Annotated in this window: 13 protein-coding genes; 2 read left to right on the top strand and 11 right to left on the bottom strand. The window is 42.5% G+C overall.

Annotation, left to right across the window (positions count from 1 at the left end; genetic code table 11):
• Positions 1-338: 338 nt before the first annotated feature.
• A complete protein-coding gene (locus LI074_RS13155) occupies positions 339-1,202 on the top strand; it encodes a serine hydrolase domain-containing protein (RefSeq protein WP_173698259.1) in 864 nt (287 codons plus the stop codon).
• 91 nt (positions 1,203-1,293) lie between these two features.
• Here the strand turns inward: LI074_RS13155 and LI074_RS13160 are convergent, their stop codons facing one another.
• From LI074_RS13160 to LI074_RS13190, 7 genes are all read right to left on the bottom strand, one after another.
• A complete protein-coding gene (locus tag LI074_RS13160; protein ID WP_173702530.1) occupies positions 1,294-1,500 on the bottom strand; it encodes a hypothetical protein in 207 nt (68 codons plus the stop codon).
• Positions 1,501-1,581: 81 nt separating this feature from the next.
• Positions 1,582-2,271, bottom strand: coding sequence for a hypothetical protein (locus LI074_RS13165; RefSeq protein WP_118593413.1), 690 nt, complete (start codon positions 2,269-2,271; stop codon positions 1,582-1,584).
• 449 nt (positions 2,272-2,720) lie between these two features.
• Positions 2,721-5,054 (bottom strand): ferrous iron transport protein B, encoded by a 2,334-nt coding sequence (gene feoB, locus LI074_RS13170; protein WP_020993852.1) that lies wholly within the window; start codon positions 5,052-5,054, stop codon positions 2,721-2,723.
• A 476-nt stretch (positions 5,055-5,530) separates the two neighbouring features.
• A complete protein-coding gene (locus LI074_RS13175; protein ID WP_008704312.1) occupies positions 5,531-6,190 on the bottom strand; it encodes a DUF6465 family protein in 660 nt (219 codons plus the stop codon).
• 223 nt (positions 6,191-6,413) lie between these two features.
• Positions 6,414-8,468, bottom strand: coding sequence for an ATP-dependent DNA helicase RecG (recG, locus tag LI074_RS13180; protein WP_173679487.1), 2,055 nt, complete (start codon positions 8,466-8,468; stop codon positions 6,414-6,416).
• A 454-nt stretch (positions 8,469-8,922) separates the two neighbouring features.
• A complete protein-coding gene (locus LI074_RS13185) occupies positions 8,923-10,557 on the bottom strand; it encodes a DAK2 domain-containing protein (protein ID WP_179961419.1) in 1,635 nt (544 codons plus the stop codon).
• A gap of 58 nt (positions 10,558-10,615) precedes the next feature.
• Entirely contained in the window at positions 10,616-10,975 is a 360-nt protein-coding gene (locus tag LI074_RS13190) for an Asp23/Gls24 family envelope stress response protein (protein ID WP_020993850.1), read from the bottom strand.
• Between the two features lie 208 nt (positions 10,976-11,183).
• Between LI074_RS13190 and rpmB the strand changes: the two genes are divergently transcribed.
• Entirely contained in the window at positions 11,184-11,372 is a 189-nt protein-coding gene (gene rpmB / locus LI074_RS13195; RefSeq protein WP_019161496.1) for a 50S ribosomal protein L28, read from the top strand.
• Between the two features lie 332 nt (positions 11,373-11,704).
• On the opposite strand, the gene LI074_RS13200 is transcribed toward rpmB, so the two are convergent.
• The 4 genes from LI074_RS13200 to LI074_RS13215 form a co-directional block, all read right to left on the bottom strand.
• The gene (locus tag LI074_RS13200) at positions 11,705-12,076 is read right to left on the bottom strand and encodes a GerW family sporulation protein (RefSeq protein ID WP_020993849.1); all 372 of its coding nucleotides are present in this window, start codon (positions 12,074-12,076) and stop codon (positions 11,705-11,707) included.
• Between the two features lie 2 nt (positions 12,077-12,078).
• On the bottom strand, positions 12,079-13,107 hold the full coding sequence (locus LI074_RS13205) for a DUF2953 domain-containing protein (RefSeq protein WP_173698260.1): 1,029 nt from the start codon (positions 13,105-13,107) through the stop codon (positions 12,079-12,081).
• 4 nt (positions 13,108-13,111) lie between these two features.
• Positions 13,112-13,423: a hypothetical protein gene (locus LI074_RS13210; RefSeq protein WP_062807661.1), complete on the bottom strand. Its 312-nt coding sequence runs from the start codon at positions 13,421-13,423 to the stop codon at positions 13,112-13,114.
• 104 nt (positions 13,424-13,527) lie between these two features.
• A complete protein-coding gene (locus tag LI074_RS13215) occupies positions 13,528-13,983 on the bottom strand; it encodes an NUDIX hydrolase (RefSeq protein ID WP_055060056.1) in 456 nt (151 codons plus the stop codon).
• Positions 13,984-14,103 lie beyond the last annotated feature (120 nt).

Genomic DNA, 14,103 nt, shown 5'->3' on the forward strand with positions numbered 1-14,103 from the left:
TAAATGTCAAGTAATCTCCGGAATATGCTTTATTTATCTAAATACCATTGGTTCATACACAATGTCATTAACTTAAGCAATTTGCCAATACTGCATTGATGAAAATATCAGCAGAAGGATTTAATTATGATAAAAAAGGGAATATTGAGTGATTAAGATGCAATGTCTTACTGAAATTCGGGTATAACAAAAAGACAAAATCAATATTTAATATTGAAATTTGTCTAAAGATGAAATATAGTAATATACCACCTTCTGCAATAACTGGTTTATCCACCATTTTTGTGTTAATATAAAAGTAATAAAATACATTTAAGGACAAGAAGGGTGTAAATATTATGGATATTTCAGATTTTGTTAAGAAAGCAAAAGAATATAATGTTCTTGGAATCAAAATTTCAAAAGATAATGAACTTGCAGCAGAGTGGTACAGCGAACCGGAATGCAGAAGGAATATTTATTCTGCAACAAAGAGTTTCACATCCTGTGCAGTTGGCTTTGCTGTTCAGGAAGGGCTGATCGATCTTAATGAAAAACTAACAGAAGCATTTTCAGGTGACTTGCCGGAGTGTATAGATGAGAACCTGAAAGAAGCAACTGTTCGTGATCTTCTTACCATGTGCCTTGGACAGGAGAAGGGTAGTCTGATGGGAGAACAACGACCATTCTATGAAGAAGATAACTGGGTAAAAATGTCTCTGGCTATTCCCTTTAAGTATAAGCCGGGTACGCATTTTGTGTATAATAACGTTGGTCCCTATCTGGCAGGCATTCTTGTACAGAGACGCTCCGGCTGCGATCTTGTTTCTTACCTTACACCCAGACTTTTTTCCAAACTTGGAATAAAACGTCCTACATGGGAGACTGATCCACTTGGAAACAGTTTTGGAGCCGGCGGATTATTTCTGACCCTTTCTGAACTTCACAAATTTGGACTGTTTTATCTTAATAAAGGCAAGTGGAATGGAAAACAGATACTGTCTGAGAAATGGATAGAAGAAAGTACAAAGGCAGCTGATGTTGGATACTATGGTTATCTTTTCTGGCGTGGTGAATATAATTCTTTCCGGGCAGATGGAAAATACTCCCAGATTTCTATGATCCTGCCGAAAAAAAACGCAGTCGTTTCGTTTGTTTCAGAATGCCGCAGGGGAGACGAACTTCTGAAGACAGTTTATGAGCTTGTCTGCGCAAAACTGTAATATCTTTTCTCCGCGGAAAAACAATCTTCTCTTTCTATAATGCTGGGTTAGTGGAGCAGAAAAGCGACGGGTTTCCCCGCCGCAATATCTCTTATACTTGATCAACCACCATTGGTTCTGTCTCTCTGTAGAACCGCCGCTGCTTTACCCTGAAAAGCTGCTCCAGTCGTGCCGGGCTGTCCAGTCGCCCTTCGTACTCCTCTTTATTCTCCGTATGTATAATAAACGGAGCAATATCTGCCTGCAGGCATTGCACAAATGCAATGATGCGGGCTACCTTATAACATGAGAAAAGCATTAAACAAGGATACTCACGCCAAAACTATGAATCTCCTTGTTTAATAAAGGTTCGAAGTATCCCTCCGGGTATATCTATATCTTATTTTTGATTAACCTCTGCGAATCCAGCAGCATCAATTTTTAATTCTATTTTTTCGCCTTTTTTAAGTTCTTTCCATTGAGAAAAATCCATTTCATATCTTCCTGTTTCGGTCTTGCCCTTCTTTTTCTCATATGTAGCGGTCACAAAATAATGCTCTTCTTCTGCTCCTGTTCTCTGTCCGTCTTTAAGTTTCGGTTCCGGCCAGGAAGGGTTCTGATCATTGCCGGAACTTTTTGCAGTATCGACAACCGTCCATTTGTCTATTTCATAGTAATATTTTGTAGCATACACAGGCTCCTTCCGGTAGACTGGTTTTTCTACATCTTCGGTGTAGGTTTCCTCAGTATATACCGGAACGCTTTCCGTTTGCTCCTCAAAATATCCATTTCCAAGATCAACATAAGAACTCTTCTCTTCGTAGTGGTCTATGACACTGCGTGTTTTGGTTTCTGTAACTGTCTCGTAATGGTCGAGAACGTCTTTGTAGGATTGAATTTCACTTTTTGTATATTGCAGCCTCGCATCATCGGGCAGCGACCAGTCACTTTCATTGTGAGTTACAACCTCTTCAATGTCAATGGTTCTTTCCCAATCCAAGTCATCAATCGTTACGTTTTTGATCTTCGGTGCCAGGCATGACATCATGCCAAAAATGATTGCTGCGAAGATTCCCAGAATGAGCAGCACCCGCCTCAGCAGTGGCTTTTTCTTTGGTGTATTTTGGGGGATATTTTTCTGACAGGATTCTTTTTTCTCTTCTTTCTTTTTGTCTCTTTTGGTCTCTTTTCTGTCTCTTTTTAAAAAACTATAGCAATTTCGTAAGATTTCTATAGTTTTTTCAGGGTTTCTGTACTATAATGAAACCCATAAAGAGATTGTCATATCAAAAATAGTAATATAATTTTCTGCTAGAAAATCAGAGCACCTCCCATCAAACTGGAAATTCAGGGAAAGTTGTTCTGATATTATTATGAAAAAGATGATCGAAGCCCAGGAAAGACAGATGTCCAGTGGTTCCCAGGGCGGACAGTACTAATCAGATAAAAGCCTCTCAGTTGAGGAACTGAAAAAAACCGATGGTGATGACTGAAAACAGTCAAATCCATCGGTTTTTCTATAAAAGCGAATTAATAAAATCAGATCATCCCTATCAGATGTACGATCAGCGCAGCCACCCAGGCAATCACACACTGCCATACCACAACACCAACAGCCCATTTGCTGCCCATTTCACGTTTGATCGAAGCGATAGCCGCCACACATGGTGTATAGAGCAAACTGAATACCAGCAGGGATGCTGCTGCCAGCGGAGTCAGTACAGAGGCAATATTTCCACTGAAAAGTACTTCCAGAGTAGATACCACGCTCTCTTTTGCCATAAATCCGCTGATAAGAGCTGTACAGATTCTCCAGTCTCCCAATCCGATCGGTTTAAATATAGGTGCCAGGACTCCCGCCACCATTGCCAGAATACTGTCTGCAGAATCTTTTACAAGATTTAAATGCAGATCAAAGCTCTGCAGGAACCAGATGATCATTGATGCAAGCAGGATAATAGAAAACGCTCTCTGCAGGAAATCTTTTGCTTTTTCCCACAAAAGCTGACCTACATTCCTTGCTCCCGGCAGCCGGTAATTGGGAAGTTCCATGACAAACGGTACGGGATCTCCCTTGAAAAGAGTTCTGTTATACAAAAATGCCGCCAGGATTCCCACCAAAATTCCAAGCAGGTAAAGACCTGCCATAATAAATCCGCCCTTCTTCGGGAAAAAAGCACTTACAAAGAAAGAATAAATCGGCAGCTTCGCAGTACAGCTCATAAATGGAGTCAGCAAAATCGTCATCTTTCTGTCACGCTCACTTGTAAGTGTACGTGTGGCCATAACAGCCGGAACCGTACATCCAAATCCGATCAGCATTGGTACAATGCTTCTTCCGGAAAGGCCGATCTTACGCAGAAGTTTGTCCATCACAAAAGCAACACGTGCAACGTATCCGCTGTCTTCCATAAGAGACAGAAAGAAAAACAGGGTTACGATAATCGGCAGAAAACTGAGTACACTTCCCACACCTGTAAAAATACCGTCAATGACCAGGCTATGCATGGCACTGTTTACATTTGCTGCTGTCAGTGCTGCTTCTACCAGCGCAGAAACCTTATCAATTCCAATCTCCAGAAGCCCCTGAAGCCACGCTCCGATCACATTAAAGGTAAGATAAAATACCAATACCATGATTCCGATGAAACAGGGAATCGCTGTATATTTTCCTGTAAGAATCTTATCAATTTTCTCACTTCGGATTCTTTCTTTGCTTTCTTTAGGCTTTACAACTGTCTGTTCACACAAACGCTCAATAAAGTCAAAACGCATATCTGCGATCGCAGCGCTTCTGTCAACCTGACGCTCTGTTTCCATCTGCTGTACGATATGCTCCAGCATCTCCGTCTCATTTGTGTCCAGCTTCAGCTTCTCAAGAATCAGCGGATCTCCCTCGATTGCCTTGGTTGCTGCAAAACGGGTAGGAATATCAGCCTGCGCCGCATGATCCTCAATCAGGTGCATGACCGCATGAATACAGCGGTGTACTGCACCATCATGGTCACTCTTATCACAGAAATCCTGACGCAGCGGATGTTCCTGATATTTCGCTATATGTAACGCATGGTCAACCAGCTCATCAACCCCTTCATTCTTTGCTGCGGAAATAGGGATTACAGGTACTCCAAGCAGCGATTCCATCTTATTTACATCTATAGAACCCTGATTTCCCAGCACTTCATCCATCATGTTCATTGCAACTACCATAGGAATATCCATCTCCAGAAGCTGCATGGTCAGATACAGGTTTCTCTCAATATTGGTAGCATCCACAATGTTGATGATCGCACTTGGTTTCTCATCCAGGACAAAATTTCTGGAGACAATCTCCTCACTGCTGTAAGGGGACATGGAATAAATTCCCGGAAGGTCTGTGATTTCTGTATCCGGATGGCCTTTAATCGAACCGGTCTTACGATCCACCGTTACTCCTGGAAAGTTTCCCACATGTTGACTGGAACCTGTCAGTTGGTTAAACAGTGTAGTTTTTCCACAGTTCTGATTTCCCACCAATGCGTACGTCAGTGTAGTTCCCTCAGGCAGTGGATGTTCATCTTCTCTGGAATGATACTTTCCATCCTCTCCAAGTCCCGGATGTGCCAGGTCGCTTACAGCCTCTATTCCGGCGTGACTTCTGCTTCGCTTCGGGATCTGTTCTATTTCTATCTGCTCTGCTTCCGCAAGTCTTAATGTCAGTTCATATCCATGTACCTGTAATTCCATGGGATCTCCCATGGGTGCAAACTTCACGACTGTGACCTCAGCTCCCGGAATCATACCCATATCCAGGAAATGCTGACGCAGGGCACCCTTGCCGCCAACCGACGTGATCACAGCACTTTTTCCGATTTCCAAATCTTTTAATGTCATTTTCAGTCGCTCACCTTTTGTATTTGTATTTGGTTATCATCGTCGTTATTATAGCAATCCTCGTAAATAATGCATCTTAATCCAGCCCATCAGAGTGTGAAACCCTGCGTCAGATATCTTTGCCGTGCGTCAGCACGCCTGCAGATATCTTCCTTGTCTTTCACACTCTGCTGAACTGTCTTAAATGCATTATTTACGAGGATTACTATAGCCGATTTTTCTCAATAACCTTATGCAGATAGCTTATACTAACTGATAAATTTTGTCAAGTAGCAGGTATGTCTCAATTTTTTTATAACCGAAAGCACAAAAAACTCAGATGAATTTATGTTATCATCTGAGTTTCTCAATGTCTTAACCTGACAGGTCATTAAACCTGTCTGTGATTACTTCATTACTTATTATTCTGATCATTCTCAAGTAACTGATTTATGTGATTGCCCTGAGATTTGAAAATTGTTCTTATTTTTTATATGTCAGATCCACACAGAACCAGTGATATCACCGTTAATTACATAATATGCTTTGTTCTCTTCAGGTTTGATATAAATCTTAATATCTTTGAGATCTTTCTCCTTTTTACCCAGTTCGTCTGTCCAGATTCTTCTGACATTACTTAAAATATTTTTTGTATATACTTCTCTGCCCATGAACTGAATATATACTTCTGCTGTTGCTTCTTTCTTAGTGGTTCTTCTTGTTGTCTTCTTCTCGGCAGCGGTCTCTTCAGCCGGTTTCTCAGCTGTCTTAGCAGGGGCCTTCTTTGTAGTTCTTTTCGTTGTTTTTGTTGGTTTTGCAGCAGTCTTTGTTGTTTTAGCTGTCTCTTTTTTCTCGGCTTCTTTCTCTGTTTCTGCCGGTTTCTTTTCTACAGTGTCTGCTGCTTTAGCTGTTTCTTTCTTCTCGGTTTCTTTCTCTGCTTCTGCTGATTTCTTTTCTGCAGTCTTTCTTGTTCTTCTTGCTGCCGGTTTCTTTGCTGTTGTTTCTTTCTTTACAGTCTCTGTTTCAGCAGTTTCTTTCTTGTTTGCTTCTTTATTTACAGCTACTTCTTCAGCAGTTGTCTTTGCAGGAGCCTCTTTAACTTCGGTTGTCTTCGCAGTGGATGTGTTGAGATCTGCTGTAGTTGCTTTTGTTGCCATATGATTAGCCTCCTTACAAGGTATAAGTATTCGTAACTGCTCAGTTTTGTACAGTTACAGGTATTCTTATGTTACCGAAAATATGATAAACAGTAACATTCTTTTATGAAAATAGAATACTACGAATCTTCTGCTTTTGCAATGTTTTTCTGTTTTTATAATTTAGGCATCTTATGAACAGTAACATGAACAGTATTATTTTTTACTCTGTATCCGTCATTTTCTATAGTCCTAGATTCTGCAGATCTTCCTTCATATATGCCAAAAGTCTCCTCTGAAGTTCCTCATTCTGCGGAAGGCTTAAATCCCCGTCAAGGGACAGAATCTCTGCGGCCGTCTCACTGGCAGCCTTCAGGATATCCGCATCCTGATAGATATCCCCCAGTTTAAATTCCAGCAGACCACTCTGTCGGATTCCAAAAAGATCACCAGGACCGCGAAGCTTCAGATCCTCTCCTGCAATATAAAATCCATCGTTGGATTTATTCAGGATCTGCAGACGTTTAGAAATCTCTTTTGCACCATTTCCCTGCATAAAAATGCAATATGACTGATATTCCCCTCTACCGACACGCCCGCGAAGCTGATGAAGCTGTGCCAGCCCGAAACGCTCGGCATTCTCCACCATCATCACTGTAGCATTAGGCACATTCACTCCTACCTCAACTACAGTAGTAGATACCAGAATCTGAATTTCCCCTGCGGCAAAAGCCTCCATGATCACATTCTTCTCTTTCGCTTTCATCTTTCCATGAAGAGAAGCAATCTTTATATCCGGCGAAAAAACATTGCGAAGCTTCAGGGTATAATCCAGCACATTTTCCCCATCCATCCCTTCGCTCTCCTCCACCATTGGACAGATCACATAAACCTGCCGTCCCTGACGGATCTGCTTCTCCATAAAGGAATAAGCCTTCGGCCTGTAAGAAGTATCCACCACACAATTTTTAATGGGAAGTCTCTGCGCAGGAAGTTCATCAATTACTGAAATATCCAGATCCCCGTATATAATGATCGCCAGCGTCCTTGGAATCGGTGTAGCACTCATCACCAGCACATTAGGCGGGTTTCCCATAGTAGTCAGTGCTTCCCTCTGTTTCACACCAAAACGATGCTGCTCATCTGTAATAACCAGTCCAAGATTATTGTACTGCACTTTTTCCTGAATCAGCGCATGCGTTCCTATCACCAGGTTAGCCTCTTTTGACGCGATCAGCGCATATTTTTCCCTTTTCTCCTTCGCAGTATCTGATCCTGTCAGCAAAACCGGATGCCCAAAATCAATATTCTGTTCCTGCAGCAATTTCTCCATTGCCTGAAAATGCTGCCTTGCAAGAACCTCCGTAGGTGCCATAAGCACTGCCTGATATCCATTCTCCACAGTCATGATCATTGCAAGAAACGCAAGGATCGTCTTACCACTTCCTACATCTCCCTGAACCAGTCTGGACATCAGAGCCTGGCCGCTTAAATCCCTCTCAATCTCATGCCACACATTCAACTGCGCCTTTGTCAGATCATAGGGCAGACTTTCAATAATCTGCTCTGTCGTCCATACCGGATGCATGGGAAACGTATTCGGTGCTTCCTCCGTCTTCTCCTTCAAAGACTGCACAGCAAGAATAAAAAGAAGAAACTCGTCAAACACCAACCTTCTCCTTGCAGCTAACAGCTCCTGCATATTTTTGGGAAAATGAATCGCAGGAATCGCAAAATTCCTGTCTGCCAGGTGATACCTCTCCTTATACTCATCTGCCAGATACTCTGCCTGAAGCTTCTGCTCATCAAGCACCTGATGGATCAGCTTCACGATCGTCTTATTAGAAAGCCCCGCAGTCAGTCCATAAATCGGCTGAAGACTGTGCAGAATCTCCTCATAAGCCGCAGGCGTAAAAATCTCAGGGTGCTCCATCTGCAGCTTCCCCTGCTTCCTGACGACACGCCCCCGCAGAACAAACCTGCTGCCTTTCCTGACTGCAGAGCGCAGATACGGTGCATTAAACCACGTAACAGAAATTTTCCCCGTAAGATCTGCCACAGTGGTTGTGATCACCTGAAGATTCCGCACCTGATTCACATACACACCCGTTATAACCGCCACAGAAATCGCCACAACAGCTCCCTCTTCCAGAGACCGGATCTCAACAGGCTCCTCATACGCATCATAATTACGTGGATAATAACTCAGAAGAGATTCCATATCCGTAACTCCTATTTTCGCAAATAACTTTTCCGTTTTCTCCCCCACGCCCTTAAGGGTTCTCAAAGATATCGACATCTATCTCCTTTTCCTTTCTAAAAAATCCATCACAAATATAAATTTAACCAAATCAAGTATCCGGCTATCCGGCAGAGCAATTATTCGGTTATAATCAAGTAAAAACGGACTATATCATCCGCCCAGCCAGCTGCCAGGCGGGAAAATTATTTGTTTTTGTGTGCATTTGCAGGGATCTTAGATATTCTTAGGTTCCGGAAAACTGCGTTATGAGCAGACAGTCTCACTGTCTGAGCGAAGTTTGCAACGGAGCGAGTTTGAGAGGGCTGCTCATGCCCTTAGCAGATTTCCGGAACCTTAGAATATCTTAGTTCCCGAAACCGCACACAAAAACAAATAATTTTCCTGCCGTCCCTTTTTAATACGAAAACGGATATACCCACCCTCAACAATGGCCTATACCCGTTTTCATCACATGAACTATTCGTTTATCTCTCTCAAAAACTCTATTATCCTACTCTACAGAAATAACATAATAATAAATCGGCTGTCCACCCGCATTCAGTTCCACATCACACTCCGGATAAGCCTCCTCCAGAACCGTTGCCAGCTCCTCAGCTTCAGCCTCCTCAGTATCAGCACCATAATAAATACTGATCACCTCAGACTCATCATCCACCATCTGGGCAACTGTCTCCTTGGCAACTTCCATGCGGTCCTTGCCAACAGCCAGGATTCCATGATCACCGATACCCATCATATCACCCTCATGGATCTCCTTATCATCAATCCTTGTATCACGCACAGCATACGTGATCTGTCCGGTCTTCACATGTTCGATTGCCTGAAGCATAGCCTCAGTATTCTCCGCACTGTTCTTCTCGGGCACATAACTGATCATGGCAGTAATTCCCTGCGGAATGGTCTTAGTCGGCACAACCACGATCTCTTTATCCTCAGTAAGATCCCTTGCCTGGTTTGCAGCAAGAACAATATTCTTATTGTTCGGGAAAATATAAATAGTCTTTGCATTTACTTTTGCAATGGCATTGAGCATATCCTCTGTACTCGGGTTCATCGTCTGACCGCCCTCGATCAGGTAATCCACACCCAATTCCTTAAAGATCTCTGTCATTCCCTTTCCCACAGATACGGAAATAAAGCCAACTTCCTTCGGCGGCTGTGCTGCTTCTTCTTTTTCTTCCTGTTCTGCCTGCTCTTTCGCCATTTTCTCGGCATCCTTTATAAGCTTCTCCTGATGCTCCTCACGCATATTGTCGATCTTCATACGTGAAAGTGCACCAAAGGTAAGAGCTTTCTCAATAGCCTGTCCGGGATGATTGGTATGAACATGAACCTTCACGATCTCGTCATCTGCAACAAGCACAATAGAATCACCAAGGGACATCAGGAATTTCTTAAATTCATGCTCTGTCTCCTCGGACATCGGCTGGTTCAGAAGAATAATAAACTCTGTACAATAACCAAATTTAATATCAGCCTCTGTCTGTGCATCGATCTTAGTCACAGCAGGACCTTTTGCCTTGTCAAACTGTGTATAATCAATCTCCTTGCCAAGGAAACCATCATATGCACCATGGTATACTTCCAGAAGTCCCTGTCCACCGGAATCCACTACTCCTGCTTCTTTCAGAACCGGCAGCATCTCCGGTGTCTTTGCCAGAGTTTCCTCCGCATGAGCGATCACGCTCTGGAAAAATGTATCCAAATCCTCTGCTGTCTCCGCAAGCTCTACAGCCTTGGCAGCAGCCTCTCTTGCAACAGTAAGGATTGTTCCTTCCTTCGGTTTCATGACTGCCTTATATGCAGTCTCCACACCTTTCTCCATGGCTGCCGCGATATCAATGGCATCCAGTTCCTTACTGTTCTTAACACTTCTGGTAAAGCCACGCAGAAGCTGAGAAAGAATAACACCTGAGTTACCTCTTGCACCGCGCAGGGAACCGGAAGAAATCGCCTTGGCCAGTGACTCCATGTCAGGCTCTCCCAGAGAACCTACTTCTGCTGCTGCTGCCATGATCGTCATTGTCATATTGGTTCCTGTATCTCCATCCGGTACCGGAAATACGTTCAGTTCGTTGATCCATTCTTTTTTAGCTTCCAGATTCTTGGCTCCTGCAAGAAACATCCTGGAAAGTATTCTGGCATCTATGGTTTTGTTATTCACCACAAGTTCCTCCTCTATCCTAATCAATTGCGCGTACACCTTCTACATAAATATCGATCTTATCAATCTCCATTCCTGTAAAGGCCTCGACTTTATATTTGACATTGCTGACAAGGTTGTCTGCAATTGTACTTATATTCACGCCATATGCCACAATAACATGGAAATTCAGGCGGATTTTATTGTCCTCTGTAATTCTGACGCTGATGCCATGTTTCAGGCTGTTCTTTCCAAGAAGCTTTACCAGTCCGTCCTTCATACTGACTGCAGCCATGCCTACGATACCAAAACATTCTACAGCAACGCTTCCTGCGTAGGTTGCGATTACATCTGTGTCAATTATGATCTGACCTAATCCGGAATCTATACGTCCATTCATATGGTTACCTCCAATGCTCATTATTGTATGTAAGTGTATTATAACCTCTTTTCACAGAAAAAGAAATATAATTTTTGAGTTTTTTCCTTTTTTTGCTTGCAAAAGCACAATTCATCTGTTACAATGTAATCTGTTGAACACAAGGTTACTGTTCAGACGCTATGCACACAGCACGACAGTAACAATAAAGCGTCAAGGAGGTGCTATCATGGCTAAATGTGCAATCTGTGAGAAAGCTGCTCATTTCGGAAATAATGTAAGTCATTCACATAGAAGATCCAATAAAATGTGGAAATCTAACGTAAAATCCGTTAAAATCAAGACTGCTGAGGGTGGAGCTAGAAAGACATATGTATGTACTTCTTGCTTAAGATCCGGTAAAGTAGAAAGAGCATAATAACACCATTACCCCTGTTGCAACAGGGGTATTTTTTTGCAAAAAAGACTGTCCCTCTGTTCAGATATTCTTTACCGAATATTCTGCCTGAGCTGACAGTCTTTTTTTATTTCATATGTCAAACGGGATATTCGCAATCTTCTGTAAAGTTAATGACAGAAAAGATGATATCCCAACAACAGGAAAACTCCGGCCGAAACCACCAGAACCACATTTTCTGCGATCAGCATCCCGATTATCATCCCAATCCCTATGAAAAACAGCATAAAGCCGAACAGCTTTTCCAATTCTTCTGCACCTTTTTCATCGGTTTGCTATAGTCTATGCAAAAATTATTTTTCTGATTCGCCGACAGATTCTTCGTCACCTTTTCCGGAGGTAAAACGGTCTACAAAATCCGGAACCATATCAAGGATCTTGGTGAGACCATCCTGATTTTTCACATTGACCAGCTTTGTTGTTCCATTCTGGATTACAAGCACTGCACAGGGAGTCATCTTTCCTGCCATTCCGCCGCCGCCGTTATCCTTCTTCTCTCCGGAAAAAGCACCGGCACCTACACCGAAAGATACATCCATCAGAGGAAGAATGATCGTATCGCCTACATGGATTGCCTCTCCTACCACTGTTTTCGCAGAAATAAAACTGTCCATTCCCTTGAATAATGAATTTACGGTTTCTTTAAAATTGTTTTCATTTGCCATGGTCATGCCCTCCTGGTTTTCCAACGTTTTATAACGTATTTTATATTTTTATTGAAATAAATACTCACTGCTGCCCGCACAGGAACAAATCCGTAGATCCTGCCTTTTGCCCTGATGTTTCCATACAGATAATTCTCACTGTCAAAACGGGGATTGATCTGTATATAATTTTTGTGAAATGGAATTGTCATCCCAAGTACAGCAAGTGCCGCACCTGTCAGCGCCGGATCTTCAAAAGAAAAAGTAACCTGCCCTTCTATCCTTGTAGGAAAAATATGCTTAAGCAAAAATTTTCCATGTTTCCATACAAGCTTTCTGGCAGCTGTCACTCTGGGATGTTCTATAAACGCCTTCCACCAGGACACATTCTTCTTAATCTTCCCGAATGTCCTGCGGATATTTTGCAGTTTTTTACGAATCGACTGAAATATATTTCGGATCCGGTCATAGATCCTTTTTATAAAAAACTGCCTCTTCTTTAGACTATTCCGATCTGTATCATCTGCATTCAGTTCCTGCTGTCCGGATATCTGACTGTTTCTGATCCTCTCTGTATCAGCAGATGTACCTGAAGCTGAATTTCTGTCTGTTTTCAGATCCTCAGTCTCCATATTCTCTGATTTCGGGTGATCAACCACTGATTTTTTATGCTCTTCTTCCCTGTTTCCGTCTGTGCCGGATACAGATACCTTTTCTGCGCCGGATTTCTCCGGATTTTTCCCGGATTTCTTTGTTACAGCCCTCTTCTCCTGCCGTTTTTTCAACAACTTGTCTACGGGAATTCCAAACAGATGAAAGGATATCTCCATCTGCTGATCTTTCCATTCCGCTCTCAGCGAAATCCCATGAAACAGCCAGCTTACGATACCCTCTCCCTCTGTCTGTTTCCAGCCACCTTCTGCCTTGACAGCTGATGCCTTATATCTTACAGGACAGAACAGTACAAGAAGAATTGCCAGTAAAAGAAGGCCCAGCAGAATTCCCAGGATGATCAGTATAAATTTAAGGATCAGCCATAAAATATGTAACATATTCTCACCTGTTTTCTATATATTCAGCTGTTGCGAAGGTTCCCGTTTCCCTGTACATTTCATCGATCAGACTTCGCACCATCTCCAGGGCTTCCTCTTTGCCCTTCGCCATTCCTATGATCTTCGGACAGATTCCATAAAAGCTCTTTTGTATCAGCATTGCTGCAGGAATAATATCCATCAGATTCACAGGATTCTCTGACAGAGTAAGGAGATAAATGCCCAGAACCGGTTTTCCGCTGTTCAGTTTCTTTTTTATCTTCTCAGGATTCTTTACAGATTCCCCTGCAAGAAAATTCTCCTGCCATTTCAGCATCTTACACCCTCTCCCGTTTCTATAACACTTCAGTTACAGTATTTCCATTTTCTCCAAAATTTAAACCGGGCTGCGTTGCAAAAAAACACAGCCCTGTTCTCTCGTTAATAATACTTATGCTGTTTTCCCCAGAGTCCATTGCTTCTCATCTCCAAATATTCCTGATAAGCACGCTCTACGATCTGCTTCTCGTTTGAAAACCTCAGCAGATGATAGATCTCATGAAATTTATAATATCCGGAATCTACAAAAAACTCCTCTCTCTGGGGCTTACTATGATAATTATCCGCAGTCATAAGATACCAGTGTACCTCTTTGGAAACCACGTCCTCCGGAACGGTAAAGTTATATTGGCTCTTTCCGATGTATTTCACAATGGTCGCACGCACTCCAGCCTCTTCCATCACTTCCCGCAATGCTGTCTGTTCATGCGTTTCGCCTGGTTCCACTGTTCCTTTCGGCAATACCCAGCCCTCATAACGGTTCCTGTAAGATTTATACAAAGTAAGAATCTTACCCCGATGAATTACCACACCGCCACAGCTCGTTGCTTCTATCATAATGCAATCCCTCCTGTTTTGCGTGGTATTATAAACTGAGTATAGTATATCTCTTTTTTTCCAAACCCGCAAGCTATAAATATCATTTCATAACATATTACCGATTAATTAGTTACTGTT

It is taken from the genome of Blautia sp. MSK18_10, assembly GCF_020553185.1.
Taxonomy (GTDB): Bacteria; Bacillota; Clostridia; order Lachnospirales; family Lachnospiraceae; genus Blautia_A; species Blautia_A wexlerae.